This window comes from Actinomycetospora sp. TBRC 11914, assembly GCF_012933465.1.
Lineage (GTDB): Bacteria > Actinomycetota > Actinomycetes > Mycobacteriales > Pseudonocardiaceae > Actinomycetospora.
In genome coordinates, this window is record NZ_JABBND010000009.1 from 181,082 (window position 1) to 196,439 (window position 15,358).

The window sequence follows — 15,358 nt, forward strand, 5'->3', positions numbered from 1 at the left end:
CGCTGGCCGGCCCGACGAGGGGCACACAGTGCAGCCTTGCGGGCGTCCGGACCTACCCCATGTGCCCGTGATCATGGCCGCGCACGCGAGCGGCAGTGGCCCGCCCGACGAGGGGCACACCACCCAGGCCCGCTGGCTCTTGGGCCTGCCCCACGTGCTCGTGATCATGGGCGGCCGGCCCGGCGCGATGCGCGAACGGCGCCGTTCTCCCGCTGTACGCCAGGAATGTGCCATTGCTCGCACGGAGGCGGAGGCACCGAGGCGGAGGAAGAGCTCAGGCCCGACGGCGGGTCCCGACGGACATGCGCGGGCGCCCCGCGAGGTCGGCGCGGGTCCCGACGTCGGCGAAGCCCGCGCCCTCGAGGACCTCGCGGACCTGTTCGGCGTGCGACTCGTCGTGCTCGACCGCGACCCGCCCGCCGTCGCGCAGCAGCCGCGCGGCGGTCGTCGCGAGCGGGCGGACGACGGCGAGGCCGTCGGGCCCGGCGAAGACGGCCTCGTGCGGGTCGTGGTCCACCTCGGGGGCGACCGGCGTCCCCTCCGGCACGTACGGCGGGTTGGCGACGACGACGTCGACGCGGCCCTCGAGCGTCGCGAGGGTGGCCGGGTCGGTGACGTCGGCCGCGGTGAGCCGCACCCCGGAGCCGTCGAGGTTGCGGCGGGCCCACGCGAGCGCGCCCGGGTCGAGCTCCACGGCGTGGACCTCGGCGTCCGGGCGCGTCGTGGCGATCGCGAGCGCGAGGGCGCCGGACCCGGTGCACAGGTCGACGATCCGTGGCTCACCGATGCCGCGGACGGCCGCGACCGCCTCGGCGAGCAGCAGCTCGGTCTCCGGCCGGGGCACGAACACCCCCGGGCCCACGGCGACCGACACCGGCCCGAGCACCGCGCTGGAGACCAGGTGCTGCAGCGGTTCGCGGGCCGCGCGGCGCGCGACGAGGGCGTCCAGCCGGGCCTCGGCGTCGTCGTCGAGGTCGGGGGCGAGCACCAGGCGGGTGCGCGGGACGCCCAGCACGTGAGCGGCGAGCAGTTCGGCGTCGACGCGGGGGCTCTCGACGCCGGCCTCGGCGAGCCGGGCGGCGGCGTCGGCCACGCGGGTGCGGGTCGGTGCGGTCATCGCACACCTCCCTCCTGGCCGGCGTCCTGCGCGGCCTCGGCGAGCCGTTCCTCGCGATCCGCCGCCCGGAGGGCGTTCAGCACGCCGTCGAGCTCACCGTCGAGTACCCGGTCGAGGTCGTACGACTTGTAGCCGATGCGGTGATCGGAGATCCGGTTCTCGGGGAAGTTGTAGGTGCGCACACGCTCGGAGCGGTCGACGGTGCGGACCTGGCTGCGGCGGTCGGCGGACGCCTCCGCCGCCTGCTTCTCGTCGGCCAGTGCCTGGAGGCGCGACCGGAGCACCTCCATGGCGCGGGCCTTGTTCTGCAGCTGCGATCGCTCGTTCTGGCAGGACACGACGATGCCGGTGGGCAGGTGGGTGATGCGCACCGCGGAGTCGGTGGTGTTGACGCCCTGCCCGCCCTTGCCCGAGGAGCGGAAGACGTCGATGCGCAGGTCCTTCTCGTCGACGTCCACGGTCTCGGCGACGTCCTTCTCGGGGTACACGAGGACGCCGGCGGCCGAGGTGTGGATGCGGCCCTGGGACTCGGTGACGGGCACGCGCTGCACGCGGTGCACGCCGCCCTCGTACTTCAGCCAGGCCCACACACCGTCGGGCTCGCTGCCGGGCGCGGTGACGGTGACGGTGACGTCCTTGAACCCGCCGAGGTCGGACTCGGTGCCCGAGAGCACCTCGACCTTCCAGCCGCGCCGCTCGGCGTAGCGGGAGTACATCCGCAGCAGGTCGCCGGCGAACAGCGCCGACTCCTCGCCGCCCTCCCCCGACTTCACCTCCACGACGACGTCGTTCGCGTCGGCCGGGTCGCGCGGGATCAGCAGCTCGCGCAGGCGCTCCGACAGGGTGGCGACGGTGCCCTCGAGGGTCCGGGCCTCCGCGGCGAACGCGGGATCCTCGTCGGCGAGCTCGCGGGCGTCGGCGAGGTCGGCCTCGGCGCGCTCGAGCTCGCCGGCGGTCGCGACGATGGGGGCCAGCTCGGCGTACCGGCGTCCCAGCCGGCGGGCCAGCGCCTGGTCGGCGTGCACCTCCGGCTCGGCGAGCCGCGCCTCCAGGCCGGCGTGCTCCTCCACGAGGGCGCGCACCGAGTGCGCCGATCCGCCTGCCACCTGGGTCATGCTTCCTCCTCGCGCCACGGTGGCGCTGGGTCGCCGCTCGTCCCTCGCGCCGCACCAGCGTCCACCGGCCCGCCTGACACTCCGAACGCACGAACGCCCGCCGTCGCCACCCGGGGGCGGCGACGGCGGGCGTCGTGGGAGCTACTTGCGGCCGGCGCGCTTGCCGTACCGGGCCTCGAAGCGGGCGACCCGACCGCCGGTGTCCATGATGCGCTGCTTGCCCGTGTAGAACGGGTGGCAGGCCGAGCACACCTCGACGTTGATCACGCCGTTCGTCTTGGTGCTGCGCGTGGTGAAGGAGCTGCCGCAGCCGCAGTTGACCTGCGTCTCGACGTACTCGGGGTGGATGCCCTGCTTCATGTGGCTGGTTCCTCTCGTTCTCGGCCGCCGGGTCCCCGTGTCGTCCGTCGGGGTGAACCGGAGGCAGCTGTGCCACGGGACATTCTCTCAGGAACGTCCACTGACCCCGTCAACAGCCCCGGCGACCGGGATGTTCCCGGCCGCCGAGGGCGACGGAAGGCCTAGTCTTCCTCTTTGCCGGGGGTCGTCTTGGCCACCTGCATGAGGAACTCGATGTTGGTGCGCGTCTTGCGCAGCCGGTCGAGCACCAGCTCGATCGCCTGCTGCGGGTCGAGCGCGGCCAGCACGCGGCGCAGCCGGTGCATCACGGCCATCTCGTCGGGCGAGAGGAGGAGCTCCTCCTTGCGCGTGGACGACGAGTCCGGGTCGATCGCCGGGAAGATGCGCTTGTCGGCGAGCTTGCGGTCGAGCTTGAGCTCGGCGTTGCCGGTGCCCTTGAACTCCTCGAAGATCACCGTGTCCATCGTCGACCCGGTCTCGACCAGCGCCGTCGCGAAGATCGTCAGCGACCCGCCGTCCTCGATGTTGCGCGCGGCGCCGAGGAAGCGCTTGGGCGGGTAGAGCGCCGTCGAGTCGACACCGCCGGACAGGATGCGGCCCGACGCCGGCGCGGCCAGGTTGTAGGCCCGGCCGAGGCGGGTGATCGAGTCGAGGAGCACGACGACGTCGTGGCCCTGCTCGACGAGCCGCTTGGCCCGCTCGATCGACAGCTCCGCCACCGAGGTGTGGTCCGACGGCGGCCGGTCGAAGGTCGAGGCGATGACCTCGCCCTTCACCGTGCGCTGCATGTCGGTGACCTCCTCCGGCCGCTCGTCGACGAGCACGACCATGAGGTGGACCTCGGGGTTGTTCGTGGTGATCGCGTTGGCGATCGACTGCAGCACCATCGTCTTGCCGGCCTTGGGCGGCGAGACGATCAGCGCGCGCTGCCCCTTGCCGACCGGCATGACCAGGTCGATCACGCGGGTGGACAGCAGGTGCGGCTCGGTCTCGAGGCGCAGCCGCTCGTTGGGGTAGAGCGGGGTGAGCTTGGTGAACTCGGGCCGGCGCTTCGCCGCCTCCGGGTCGAGGCCGTTGACGGTGTCGACCCGCACCAGCGGGTTGAACTTCTGCCGGTTCTGCTCGTTCTCGCGCTGCTGGCGCACCTGGCCGGTGACGGCGTCGCCGCGGCGCAGGCCGTGCTTGCGCACCAGCGAGAGCGAGACGTAGACGTCGTTCGGGCCGGCCATGTAGCCCGAGGTGCGGACGAACGCGTAGTTGTCCAGCACGTCGAGGATGCCGGCGACCGGGATGAGGACGTCGTCCTCGCGCACCTCCGGCTCGCCGCCGCCCTGGCCGCCGCCCTGGCCGCGCTCGCCGCGGTTGCGGCGGCGGTCGCGGAACCGGCGCCCGCGACGCCGGCCGCCGCCGGCCTCGTCGTCGTCCTCGTCGTCGGGGCCGTTGTCGCGGTTCTGCTGGCCGCGCTGCTGGCCGCCCTGGTCGGAGTTGCGGTCGCGCCCGTCCTGGTTGCGGTCGCGCTGGCTGCCGCCGCCCTGGTCCTGACCCCGGCCGCCCTGGTTCTGGCCGCCCTGGCCGTTGCGGTTGCGGCGGCCACCGCGGTCGCCGTCGCCGTCGCGGTCCTGGTCGCCGTCGGCGGTGTCCGGGCCGGAGCCGCCCTGGTCCTGGTTGCCCCGGCCCCGGCCGTTGCTGCGGCCGCCGTCCTCGCGGGGCCCGCGCTCGGGCGCCTCGGCCGGCGCGGCGGCGGGGGCCTCGACCGAGCCGGTCGGCTCGTCGGGGGTGGACTCCGGGGCGGAGTCCGCGCCGGGACCGGCGTCGCGGCGGGCGCTGCGGCGCTGGCGGCGCGGCGCGGCGGGCGCGTCGGTGGCGGCCGTCCCGGTGGTCGTGTCCGCGGCGGCGGCCGTGTCGGCGTCGGCGGCGGGCGCGTCGGTGGTGGCCGTGACCTCCTGGGCGACCGACGAGGCGGCCTCCGGGGTCGCGGTGCGCGCCGCCGGGTCGGCCGCCGTCTCCTCCGGGGTCACCGCCTTGCGGCGGCTCGCGCGACGGCGGGCCGGCTTGGCCGCGGCCTCGTCGTCGCCCGCGGCGGCCGCCGGCTGCCCGCCGGACGGGGCCGCGGCGTCGTCGCCGAGCGGGAGCTGGGCCGCGCCGCTGCCCAGGTCGCCGGACTGCCGCTTCTTGATCTCGGCGATCAGGTCCCCCCGGCGCATGCCGGTGGTGTCGGTGACGCCGAGCGTCCCGGCCAGCTCGCGCAGCTCGGCGAGCACCATGCCGGACACACCCCCGCGGCGGCGCCGTTCGGTGCCGCCGGAGCCGGAGGACGGGGCGTCCTCACCCCGGGCCTCCGACGAGGAGGCGACATCGGTGGAGATGACGTCGGTTTCGGTCACGCAGGTCCTTCCTGACCGGTCCGGGTCGTGATACCCGGGCCAGCGGACGTGTCCGCACGGCTCGTGGTGCGTACGGATCCGCCGCAACGAACGGGCGCCGGCGGGCTCACGGAAGGAGGTTCGGTGGCCCGGGAACTCGATGCGCTGCGGAACATACGGGGCCAACGACCACGCGTGGAGCCGTCCGAGAACGCCGACCCGCCTGCACCGCCGGGCGGATGCGGGACCGGAGCGGGGAAGACCATCCCGGAGAATCCGGGACGTGGTACCGGCGCGGATCACGCTGGTCGCTGTCGCCGCCCAGGGTAGACCCCCCCACGACCGGCGGCAACAACCGGGTGCTCCCCGGCGCGCCCCGGTCCGCGATCACCCGACGGCGACCGCGCCCTGCTCGTCGATCGGCAGCGGCATCGTCGTGAAACCGCTGGTGGGGAGATCGTCGGGGAGGGCGTCGCCGGTGGTGAGCGCCAGCACCGTCGGGCCGGCGCCGGACACCACCGCGGGCACGCCCGCGCGGCGCAGCGCGTCGACCAGCTCGGCCGTGGCCGGGTAGGCGGGCCGGCGGTAGGGCTGGTGCAGCCGGTCCTCGGTGGCGGCGAGGAGCAGCTCCGGCGCGCCGGTCAGCGCGTGCACCAGCAGCGCCGAGCGGGCCGCGGTGAAGGCCGCGTCGGCGTGCGGGACGCGGTCGGGCAGCAGCCCGCGCGTGGCCTCGGTGGAGCTGGAGTGCTCGGAGACGAACACGACCGGCGCCACCTCCGGGTGCGTCGTGAGCCGGGTGCCCCGGAACGAGCCGCCCTCGCACCAGGTGACCACGAGACCGCCGTACAGGCAGGCCGCGACGTTGTCGGCGTGCCCGTCGAAGCGGGCCGCCAGGTCGAGCACCGCCGCGTCGTCGGGCGCCTTCCCCGGCCCCAGCAGCGTGCAGGCGGCGACGATGCCCGCCACCGCCGCCGACGCCGAGGACCCCAGCCCACGGCTGTGCGGGATGGCGTTGTGGCAGGTCAGGTGCAGCGGCGGGCGGGCGACGCCGGCCAGCTCGTAGGTCGCGCAGGCGGCCTTGAGCACGAGGTGGCGCTCGTCGCGCGGGACGCGGCCGGCCCCTTCCCCGTGGACGTCGACGACGCTCGGGCGACGGTCCTTCCCCGTCGCTGCGCTCGCCAGGTCCTCGAGCTCGGTGAGCTCCACGTGGTCGTGCAGGGCCAGCGCGAGACCGAGCGTGTCGAAGCCGGGACCGAGGTTGGCCGAGGTGGCGGGGACGCGGACACGCACCCCGGGGCCACCCATCAGCGCCGGCCCATCAGACGAGGCCCAGCGCGTCGGCGACCGCGTCCACGCGCTCCGGGACGACGACGGGCTCGGGCACGTCGGCGAGCGCGGTGCCGGGGTCCTTGAGGCCGTGGCCCGTGACGGTGCAGACGACGAGGCGGCCCGGCGTCAGCTCCCCCGCCGCGGCGCGCGCGAGCAGGCCCGCGACCGACGCGGCCGACGCCGGCTCGACGAACACGCCCTCCCGGGAGGAGAGCAGCCGGTACGCGGCGAGGATCGCGTCGTCGTCGACCTTGGTGATCCGGCCGCCGGACTCGTCCCGCGCCGCGATCGCGCCGTCCCAGGACGCGGGCGACCCGATGCGGATCGCGGTCGCGAGGGTCTCCGGCTGCGTGACCGGCGCCCCGTCGACCAGCGGCGCGGCCCCGGCGGCCTGGACCCCGTGCATCTCGGGGGTGGCCCCGACGACGCCGTCACGGTGGTACTCGACGTAGCCGCGCCAGTAGGCGGTGATGTTGCCGGCGTTGCCGACCGGCAGCACGTGCAGGTCCGGCGCGCGGCCGAGCTGGTCGCAGATCTCGAACGACGCCGTCTTCTGGCCCTCGATGCGCGCCGGGTTCACCGAGTTGACCAGCGCGATCGGGTGCTCCTCGGCCGCCTTGCGGGCGAGCTCGAGGCAGGCGTCGAAGTTGCCCTCGAGCTGCAGGATCCGCGCCCCGTGGGCGGTGGCCTGGGCGAGCTTGCCGAGCGCGATCTTGCCCTGCGGGACGAGGACCGCGCAGGTCATGTCGGTGCGCGCGGCGTAGGCGGCCGCCGAGGCCGACGTGTTGCCGGTGGACGCGCAGATGACGGCCTTCGCGCCGCCGGCGGCCGCCTCGGTCATCGCGACCGTCATGCCGCGGTCCTTGAACGACCCCGTCGGGTTCGCGCCCTCGATCTTGAGGTGGACCTCGCAGCCGGTCAGCGACGACAGGTGCGGCGCCGGGAGCAGCGGCGTCCCGCCCTCGCGGAGGGTGACGACGTCCCAGCCGTCCTTCACCAGCGGCATGCGGTCGCGGTAGGCGCGGATGACCCCCGGCCACTCGACGCGGTGGGCGAGGGCGGCTGCCCGGTCGAGGATGGGGCGGCTCACTGGGCTCCTCCGAGGGCGTGCACGGGGCGTCCGAGGCCCTCCACGCGCAGGACGCTGGCCACCCCGCGGACCGACTCCAGCCCCGACAGGGCGTCCACGGTGGCCCGCAGGGCCGCGTCGGGGGCCTCGTGGGTCACGACGACCAGTGTGGCGTCCGTCCCCTGCCCGCCGCCATGATCCGCGTCATCCCCGGTGGTCGCGGAGTCGTCGGCCTCCCGGCCGCCCTCCTGCTTCACCGTCGCGATCGAGACCCCGTGCTCGGCGAACACCGAGGCCACCGCGGCGAGCACGCCCGCGCGGTCGTGGACGTCGACGTTGACGTGGTAGCGGGTGCGGACCTCGCCGATCGGCTGGATCGGCAGGTGCGCGTAGGCGGTGTCGCGCGGCCCGCGACCGCCGATGACGCGGTTGCGCGCGGCGGCGACGAGGTCGCCGAGGACGGCGCTGGCGGTCTGGGGGCCGCCCGCGCCCTGGCCGTAGAACATCAGCGGGCCGGCGGCGTCGGCCTCGACGAACACCGCGTTGAAGGCCCCCGAGACCGAGGCCAGCGGGTGCGACTTCGGGATCATCGCGGGGTACACCCGCGCGGACACCGAATCGCCGTGCCCCTCGGCCTCCCGGCTGTCTCCCGCGACCTGCTCGCAGATCGCCAGCAGCTTCACCGTGCAGCCGAGCGCGCGGGCCGAGGCGATGTCGGTGGCGGTGACCTCGCGGATCCCCTCGCGGTGCACGTCGGCGGCGGTCACGCGGGTGTGGAAGGCGAGGCTCGCCAGGATCGCGGCTTTGGAGGCCGCGTCGTAGCCGTCCACGTCCGCCGTCGGGTCGGCCTCGGCGTAGCCCAGCCGGCCGGCCTCCTCCAGCGCGTCGGCGTAGCCCGCGCCGGTGGACTCCATGGCCGAGAGGATGAAGTTCGTGGTGCCGTTGACGATGCCCGCGACGCGACGGATGCGGTCGCCGGCCAGCGACTGCTGGATCGGGCGCAGCAGCGGGATCGCGCCGGCCACGGAGGCCTCGTAGTAGAGGTCCGCGCCGGAGTCGCGCGCCGCCGTCGCCAGCGCCTCGCCCTCCTCGGCGAGCAGCGCCTTGTTGGCGCTGACCACCGAGCGGCCGGCCTTGAGCGCGTCGAGCAGCAGGTCGCGGGCGGGCTCGATGCCGCCCATGAGCTCGACGACGACGTCGACGTCCGGGCGGGCGACGAGTCCCGCGGCATCGGTGGTGAGCAGCTCCGCGGGGACGTCGGGGTGGCGCTGGGGACGCCGCACGGCGATGCCGCCGATCTCGATCGGCACGCCGACCCGCGCGGTCAGCTCGTCGGCCTGCTCGCGCAGCAGCCGCACCACCTGGGAACCGACCACCCCGCACCCGAGCAGTGCCACGGTGATGCGGTCCTTGGCCGTCTGGTCGACCGACACCTACACCTCCAGCCGCACGAGGTCGTCGAGGGTCTCGCGCCGCAGCACGGTGCGGTCGGCGCCGTCGGCCACGGCCACCACGGCCGGCCGCGGCACCTTGTTGTACGCGCTGGCCATGGCGTAGCAGTAGGCCCCGGTCGCCGCGACCGCGACGACGTCGCCGGGCGCGAGGTCGGCCGGCAGCCAGCAGTCGCGGACCACCACGTCGCCGGACTCGCAGTGCTTGCCGACCACCCGGCACAGCGTCGGGACCCCGCTGCCGCCCGCGTCGGCGCCCGCGGTGGCGGCGGGCACGGCGGAGCGCGAGACCAGGCGGCAGTCGTAGGACGCGTCGTAGAGGGCGGTGCGGATGTTGTCGCTCATCCCACCGTCCACCGAGACGTAGCGCCGCCGCGCTCCCCCGCCGAGCTCGACGTCCTTGATCGTGCCCACGGTGTAGAGCGTGACGGTGCCGGGGCCGGCGATCGCGCGGCCGGGCTCGACGGCGATGCGCGGCACCGGGATCCCGGCCCGCTCGCACTCGCGGTGCACGATCGCGCGCAGCTCGTCGGCCAGCCACGACGGCGAGCGGGGCTGGTCGGCGGTGGTGTAGGCGATGCCCATCCCGCCGCCGAGGTCGATCAGCGCGGAGGCGTGCTCGGCCCGCTCGCCGTGCTCGGCGCGGATCTCGGCGAGCAGCCCCACCACGCGCCGCGCGGCGAGCTCGAACCCGCCCGAGTCGAAGATCTGGGACCCGATGTGGCTGTGCAGCCCGACCAGGCGCAGGTTCGCCGACTTCAGCACCCGGCGCACCGCCTCGGCGGCGTCGCCCCCGGCCAGCGAGAACCCGAACTTCTGGTCCTCGTGCGCGGTGGCGATGAACTCGTGGGTGTGGGCCTCGACCCCCACCGTCACGCGGACCATGACGTCGGCGACGACGCCGCGGCGGCGGGCGGCGTCGTCGAGCCGGGCGACCTCGGCGAACGAGTCGAGCACGACCTTGCCGACCCCCGCGTCGAGGGCCGCCTCCAGCTCGGCGGGCGACTTGTTGTTGCCGTGCACCGCGATCCGCTCGGCGGGGAACCCGGCCCGCAGCGCGACCGCCAGCTCCCCCTCGCTGCACACGTCGAGCCCGAGGCCCTCGTCGGCGACCCAGCGGGCCACCTCGGTGCACAGGAACGCCTTCGCCGCGTAGTGCACGAGGGAGGGGTCGCCGAACGCCTCGGCGTGGTCGCGGCAGCGCGACCGGAAGTCGGCCTCGTCGACGACGAAGAGCGGGGTCGCGTGCCGCTCCACGAGGTCGCGGACGTCGACGCCGGCCAGGCGCACGATGCCGTCGTCGCCGCGCCCGGCGTGGCGGGGCCAGACCGCGGGCGGCAGGGCGTTGAGCGCGGCTCCGTCACGGGGGACGGGACCGGGCGCGTCGTGGGCGGGCAGGACGTCGGCGTGACGGGGCCCGGCGGGGTGGGCGCGGGTCATGGGGGATCTACATCCGTTCCGGGGCGGAGACACCGAGGAGGCCCAGGCCGGACGCGAGCACGGTGCGCGTCGCGTCGCAGAGCGCCAGTCGGGCGACGTTGACCGGCTGCGCCGTGTCGTCGCCCTGGGGCAGCACCCGGCAGGTGTCGTAGAAGCGGTGGTAGGTGCCGGCGAGCTCCTCGAGGAAGCGCGCCACGCGGTGCGGCTCGCGCAGCTGCGCGGCCGACGAGAGTACCCGCGGGAACTCCCCGAGGGTGCGGATGAGGTCACCCTCGCGGGGGTGGGTCAGCAGGCCGAGATCGGGCTCGGCGGCGCTGACCCCCAGGTCCGCGGCGTTGCGGGCGAGCGCCGAGAGCCGGGCGTGTGCGTACTGCACGTAGAACACCGGGTTCTCGTTGGTGCGCCGGCTGATCAGGTCCAGGTCGATGTCGAGCACCTGGTCCACGCTCGAGCGGGTCAGGGTGTACCGGGCCGCGTCCACGCCGACGGCGTCGACGAGGTCCTCGAGCGTGATGATCGTGCCCGCCCGCTTGGACATCTTCACCGGCTCGCCGTCGCGCAGCAGGTTCACCAGCTGCCCGATGAGCACCTCGACGCGGGCCGGGTCGTCCCCGAACGCCGCCGCGACCGCCTTGAGCCGGTGGATGTAGCCGTGGTGGTCCGCGCCGAGCATGTAGATGGCAAGGTCGGCGCCGCGGGCCCGCTTGTCGCGGTAGTAGGCGATGTCACCGGCGATGTAGGCGGGCGTGCCGTCGGACTTGATGACGACGCGGTCCTTGTCGTCGCCGTGGTCGGTGGAGCGCAGCCACCAGGCCCCGTCGGCGAAGTAGAGCGCGCCGTCGTCCTTGAGCTTCTGCACGGACTGCTCGACCGCGCCGGACGCGTGCAGCGCGAGCTCGGAGGACCACACGTCGAAGTGGGTGCCGAACCCGTCGAGCGACTCGCGCATCTCGTCGAGCATCACCGCGACGCCGAGGCGCCTGAACGCGGCCAGCTTCTGGTCCTCCGGCTGGTCGAGCACCCCGGGCTCGGTCTCGACGACCCGCGCCGCCACCTCCGCGACGTAGGCGCCGCCGTACCCGTCGTCGGGCACCGGGCGGCCCTCCGCGGCGGCGATGAGCGACGCGGCGAACCGGTCGATCTGCGCCCCGGCGTCGTTGACGTAGTACTCGCGGACCACCGCGGCGCCCTGGGCCTCCAGGACCCGGCCGAGCGCGTCGCCGACGGCGGCCCAGCGGGTGCCGCCGAGGTGGATCGGCCCGGTGGGGTTCGCCGAGACGAACTCCAGGTTGATCGTCTGCCCGGTGAGCGCGTCGGTGTGGCCGTACCCGTCGCCCTGGGCGAGGACGTCGGCGACGATGCCCGCCTGGGCGTCCGCGGCCAGGCGCAGGTTGAGGAAGCCCGGGCCCGCCACCTCGGCGCTGGCGATGCCGTCGGTGTCGGTGAGCCGCACGGCCAGCCAGTCGGCGAGGTCGGCCGGCTTCACGCCCGCCTTCTTGGCGCTGCGCAGGGCGACGTTCGTCGCGTAGTCGCCGTGCTCGGGGTTGCGCGGCCGCTCGACGGTGACCTCGTCCGGCAGGGCCGCCGTGTCCAGCCCGCGCTCCGTCAGCACGTCGACGGCGACGGCGTGCAGGAGGTCGGCGAGCGCAGCGGGGGTCACGGTGTCCGAGTCTAGGGAGCCGCGCGGACGGCCCGACGCGGCGGGCGGACGGCCGTCACCCGTCCGTACGCCGTCCAGGGCAGGACGTGGGCACGCTCGGCTCATCCCTACACTCCGCGACCATGGCGAGTGGACGCTCGACGGGCTCGACGGGCACGCCCCGGCGACCCCCGGCAGGTGGACAGCGGCGTGCCGGAACGACCTCCGCTCGCGGCGGGAGGCCGCCGCAGCGCGGCAAGAACCCCGTCGCCGGGGCGCGGCGACGGTCGTCGTCGGGACGCTCGTCCGGGGGCGGCCGGCAAGTGCCGTGGCTCGCGATCGGCGCGATCGTCGTCGTGCTCGCCCTGATCGGCGGCATCGGGTGGTTCCTGCTCGCCCGGAACTCGCAGGTCAGCCCGTGGCGGCCCTCCGAGGACAACAAGGACCCGTCGCTGGCGATCCCCGGGATCGCGACGACGACCTACGAGGGCCAGCACCACGTGCTGCCGACGCAGCGCGTCGCCTACGACAAGACCCCGCCCTACGGCGGCCCGCACGACGGCTACTGGGCGGCCTGCAACGGGCAGGTCTACCCGCAGGCGGTGCGCAACGAGAACATGGTGCACGCCCTCGAGCACGGCGCCGTCTGGATCGCCTACGACCCGGCGCGGATCACCGGCGCGGCCCTCGACTCGCTGACCGCGAAGGTGCGCGGCCAGAACCAGATGATGATCTCGCCCTACCCCGGCCTCGACCAGCCGATCTCGCTGCAGTCCTGGGGCCACCAGCTCAAGGTCGCCGACGCCGCCGACCCGCGGATCGACGAGTTCATCACCTCGCTGCGCGGCAACCCGAACACCTACCCGGAGGTCGGCGCGAGCTGCGACGCCCTCGGGCCGGGCCAGTTCGACCCGCAGAACCCGCCGCCGTTCGACCCGCCGCCCTACCCGAAGAACGCACTGCCGATGACCTACCAGGGCACGTCGGGCAGCGGCGGGATGGGCGGCACCGGGTGAGCGCCGGGCCGGTGGGGTCGGTGGAGTCGGTGGAGTCGCCGCCCGAGCCCCCGGACGTCGACGACGGGGTCGACGATGGCGGGGGTGACGACGGCGGGTGGTGGTCGCGCAGCCCGGGGTGGGCGCGCGGCGTCGTCGTCGCGGGTGTGGTGCTCGTGCTGCTGCTGGCCGGCGGGATCGGCGGGCTGGTGCTCGGGCAACGCACGGCCCCGTCGTACGGGCCGCCCCCGGGGGCGATCGACACCGGGTTCCTGCAGGACATGACGGTGCACCACGCGCAGGCCGTGCAGATGGCGGTGTGGGAGCGCTCGAACACCACCGACCCGGCGCTGCGCCAGCTGGCGTTCGACATCGAGTCCACGCAGAACCAGCAGCTCGGCATGATGCAGGGCTGGCTGCGCCTCTGGGGCCTGCCGACCGAGGCGACCCCCGGGCAGTACATGGGCTGGATGGGGATGCCCACGGCGCAGATGCCGGGGATGGCCTCCGACGCGGACCTCGCACGGTTCCGCTCGCAGACCGGCCCGGCGATGGACGTGGCGTTCCTGCAGCTCATGCTCCGCCACCACCGCGGCGGGCTGTCGATGATGCAGGAGGAGGCGGCCCACGGGTCCGTGGACGTGGTCACCCAGCTGGCCCGCTCGATGGTGGCGTCGCAGACCGCAGAGGCGGACACGATGACGCAGATGCTGGCGCAGCGGGGGGCGGCGCCGCTCCCGTCGTGAGGGGTGCCTGGTTGCCTGGGTTGCCAGCGGAGCGTCGTTGCTTGCATCCAGTGGCAGGAAAGCCCCGTCGTCGGACCAGCGGAGGGCCGTCGCTGACACCTGACGTCACGATGGACCCGTCCTGACACAGCCCGCCGCCGGACGATCACGGGCCATGCGTTACGCTCGTCCACGGTTTCGCCCCCGTAGCTCAGGGGATAGAGCACCGCCCTCCGGAGGCGGGAGCGCAGGTTCGAATCCTGCCGGGGGCACCACACGCCGAGCACCGACCTGGAGTCGGTGGGGCGTTCCCGGAGATCCTCGTCGTGGTCCCGCCCGGCGAACTCACACTCACCCCTCCCCGCACGCTCGGGCAGCCTCCTCGGCATGTCGCGTTCACCCACACGCGCCCCACGTGTCACTCTCGGTCGCTCGTTCCGGGACGGCGTCCTCGCCGTCGGGAGACCAGGGGGTGGCCACGTGGACTGGCTCCTCGCCGTCGTCGTCCTGCCGCCGACGATGATCGTGACGACGTTGGTGCTCGCGGGCATCGAGCGCCGGCTCCTGCACGGCGGGCGGCCACCGCGGGCCCCGGCGCGCCCACCCGTTCCCCGCCCCTCCGGCGAGCAGGCGGTGGTGCACCGCGAGTAGGAACTCCCCAGGGCCGGTGCTCGCGGTGGAGGTGGCGGATGGCCGAGGACCACGACCAGCGGGTCAACCGGGAGCTCGGCGAGCTGCTCAACGAGCTGCGGGTCGCCCTGCCGGGCGTGCAGGTCCTGTTCGGGTTCCTGCTGACCACGCCGTTCCAGGTCGGGTTCTCCCGGATCACCGCGTTCGAGCGGGACGTCTACTTCTCGACGCTGCTGTCGACGGCGGCCGCGACGGTGCTGCTGGTCGCGCCCGCGGCGCAGCACCGGCTGCTGTTCCGGCAGCGGGACAAGGAGCGGATGCTGCTGCGCTTCAACCGCTACGCGATCGGCGGCCTGGTCTTCCTGGGTGCCTCGCTGTGCGGGGCGACGCTCCTGGTGACCTCGCTCCTGTTCGCGGTGCCCGCGGCGGTAGCGACCTGCCTCGTCGTCGCCGTCGGGATCACGTTCCTGTGGCTGGTGCGCCCGCTGTTGATCCGTGCCCGCGAGAAACCGCACGACGCGGCATGATCCCCGGGACCGTCAGCCCACCGCTCACCGTTCGCGCCTCCCTGGTCGCCCGTCGTGTTGCCACCGATCGGACGCTCGTGGCGACGGCTCCCGGCACACGAAGGTGGGCGCATGGGGGTACGCGACGACGAACGGTGGCGTGGGGTGACGCCACGATCGTCCTGGGGTGACGTGATCGGGTGGTGGGTCGACGCGCTGAGCCCGGCGCGCTGGGCGCCGAGCACCCTCACCCAGCCGATCCTCCCCGGGTGGAGCTTCGGCCCGAGTCTGGTGATCAACGAGGGGAACTCCGCGTCGCCGACCACCGAGGTGGCGGTCCTGCGCGAGCAGAGCTACGGACGTCAGCTGGGACGCCTCGGCGACGCCCTGGAGGCGGTCGTCGAGGCGGTCGGTCCCACCGCCGACCACCGGGTGGAAGAGTTCCTCGCGATGCAGCAGCGGATCGCCGCCATCAAGGAGGAGGCCGCCCAGGAGGAGGTCGCCCGGCTGCGCGCGGCGCTCGACCGCGTGCGGAGGACCCAGCCCGAGGCGTTCGAGGCCCTGCTCCGGGACCTCACCGACGGACCGGGCTCGGTGAACGGGACCGCATAGGTGCGGC

General features: G+C 74.6%; 14 protein-coding genes and 1 tRNA gene. 6 read left to right on the top strand and 9 right to left on the bottom strand.

All coding sequences use genetic code 11. The features are described 5' to 3' along the window. Positions 1–274: 274 nt before the first annotated feature. From prmC to argS, 9 genes are all read right to left on the bottom strand, one after another. Complete coding sequence (gene prmC, locus HH311_RS16045) at positions 275–1,117, bottom strand: peptide chain release factor N(5)-glutamine methyltransferase (protein WP_169184669.1); 843 nt, start codon at positions 1,115–1,117, stop codon at positions 275–277. Continuing rightward, a complete protein-coding gene (gene prfA / locus HH311_RS16050; RefSeq protein ID WP_169184670.1) occupies positions 1,114–2,232 on the bottom strand; it encodes a peptide chain release factor 1 in 1,119 nt (372 codons plus the stop codon). The genes prmC and prfA overlap by 4 nt, the downstream gene beginning before the upstream one ends. 141 nt (positions 2,233–2,373) lie before the next feature. Beyond that, positions 2,374–2,592 (bottom strand): 50S ribosomal protein L31, encoded by a 219-nt coding sequence (rpmE, locus tag HH311_RS16055; RefSeq protein WP_169184671.1) that lies wholly within the window; start codon positions 2,590–2,592, stop codon positions 2,374–2,376. A 161-nt stretch (positions 2,593–2,753) separates the two neighbouring features. Continuing rightward, positions 2,754–4,976, bottom strand: a complete 2,223-nt coding sequence (rho, locus tag HH311_RS16060; RefSeq protein ID WP_169184672.1) for a transcription termination factor Rho — start codon at positions 4,974–4,976, stop codon at positions 2,754–2,756. Positions 4,977–5,342: 366 nt separating this feature from the next. After that, positions 5,343–6,260 (bottom strand): homoserine kinase, encoded by a 918-nt coding sequence (thrB, locus tag HH311_RS16065; protein ID WP_169184673.1) that lies wholly within the window; start codon positions 6,258–6,260, stop codon positions 5,343–5,345. Positions 6,261–6,273: 13 nt separating this feature from the next. Continuing rightward, positions 6,274–7,290, bottom strand: a complete 1,017-nt coding sequence (gene thrC / locus HH311_RS16070; protein ID WP_211190358.1) for a threonine synthase — start codon at positions 7,288–7,290, stop codon at positions 6,274–6,276. 80 nt (positions 7,291–7,370) lie between these two features. After that, positions 7,371–8,786 carry a homoserine dehydrogenase gene (locus HH311_RS16075; protein WP_169184674.1) on the bottom strand — a complete coding sequence of 472 codons (1,416 nt, stop codon included), beginning with the start codon at positions 8,784–8,786 and terminating at the stop codon, positions 7,371–7,373. Continuing rightward, positions 8,787–10,244, bottom strand: coding sequence for a diaminopimelate decarboxylase (gene lysA / locus HH311_RS16080; protein ID WP_169184675.1), 1,458 nt, complete (start codon positions 10,242–10,244; stop codon positions 8,787–8,789). 7 nt (positions 10,245–10,251) lie between these two features. Then, positions 10,252–11,904, bottom strand: a complete 1,653-nt coding sequence (gene argS, locus HH311_RS16085; protein ID WP_169184676.1) for an arginine--tRNA ligase — start codon at positions 11,902–11,904, stop codon at positions 10,252–10,254. A gap of 302 nt (positions 11,905–12,206) precedes the next feature. On the opposite strand from argS, the gene HH311_RS16090 reads away from it, so the two are divergent. From HH311_RS16090 to HH311_RS16115, 6 genes are all read left to right on the top strand, one after another. Next, the gene (locus HH311_RS16090) at positions 12,207–12,899 is read left to right on the top strand and encodes a DUF3105 domain-containing protein (RefSeq protein ID WP_312030185.1); all 693 of its coding nucleotides are present in this window, start codon (positions 12,207–12,209) and stop codon (positions 12,897–12,899) included. After that, positions 12,896–13,624, top strand: a complete 729-nt coding sequence (locus HH311_RS16095) for a DUF305 domain-containing protein (RefSeq protein ID WP_312030186.1) — start codon at positions 12,896–12,898, stop codon at positions 13,622–13,624. Before HH311_RS16090 ends, HH311_RS16095 begins: the two co-directional genes overlap by 4 nt. Before the next feature lie 179 nt (positions 13,625–13,803). Continuing rightward, a tRNA-Arg gene (locus HH311_RS16100) sits at positions 13,804–13,878 on the top strand. A gap of 205 nt (positions 13,879–14,083) precedes the next feature. Further along, the gene (locus tag HH311_RS16105; protein ID WP_169184678.1) at positions 14,084–14,254 is read left to right on the top strand and encodes a hypothetical protein; all 171 of its coding nucleotides are present in this window, start codon (positions 14,084–14,086) and stop codon (positions 14,252–14,254) included. Between the two features lie 38 nt (positions 14,255–14,292). Then, complete coding sequence (locus HH311_RS16110; RefSeq protein ID WP_169184679.1) at positions 14,293–14,760, top strand: DUF6328 family protein; 468 nt, start codon at positions 14,293–14,295, stop codon at positions 14,758–14,760. A gap of 111 nt (positions 14,761–14,871) precedes the next feature. Then, positions 14,872–15,351, top strand: coding sequence for a hypothetical protein (locus HH311_RS16115; protein WP_169184680.1), 480 nt, complete (start codon positions 14,872–14,874; stop codon positions 15,349–15,351). Positions 15,352–15,358: the final 7 nt, after the last annotated feature.

Excerpts from the sequence above, each read along its gene's own strand:
- thrB (WP_169184673.1), bottom strand. The coding sequence starts at position 6,260 with ATGGGTGGCCCCGGGGTGCGTGTCCGCGTCCCCGCCACCTCGGCCAAC.
- HH311_RS16115 (WP_169184680.1), top strand. The coding sequence starts at position 14,872 with ATGGGGGTACGCGACGACGAACGGTGGCGTGGGGTGACGCCACGATCG.
- thrC (WP_211190358.1), bottom strand. The coding sequence starts at position 7,290 with ATGCCGCTGGTGAAGGACGGCTGGGACGTCGTCACCCTCCGCGAGGGC.
- prfA (WP_169184670.1), bottom strand. The coding sequence starts at position 2,232 with ATGACCCAGGTGGCAGGCGGATCGGCGCACTCGGTGCGCGCCCTCGTG.
- HH311_RS16110 (WP_169184679.1), top strand. The coding sequence starts at position 14,293 with ATGGCCGAGGACCACGACCAGCGGGTCAACCGGGAGCTCGGCGAGCTG.
- lysA (WP_169184675.1), bottom strand. The coding sequence starts at position 10,244 with ATGACCCGCGCCCACCCCGCCGGGCCCCGTCACGCCGACGTCCTGCCC.
- prmC (WP_169184669.1), bottom strand. The coding sequence starts at position 1,117 with ATGACCGCACCGACCCGCACCCGCGTGGCCGACGCCGCCGCCCGGCTC.
- rpmE (WP_169184671.1), bottom strand. The coding sequence starts at position 2,592 with ATGAAGCAGGGCATCCACCCCGAGTACGTCGAGACGCAGGTCAACTGC.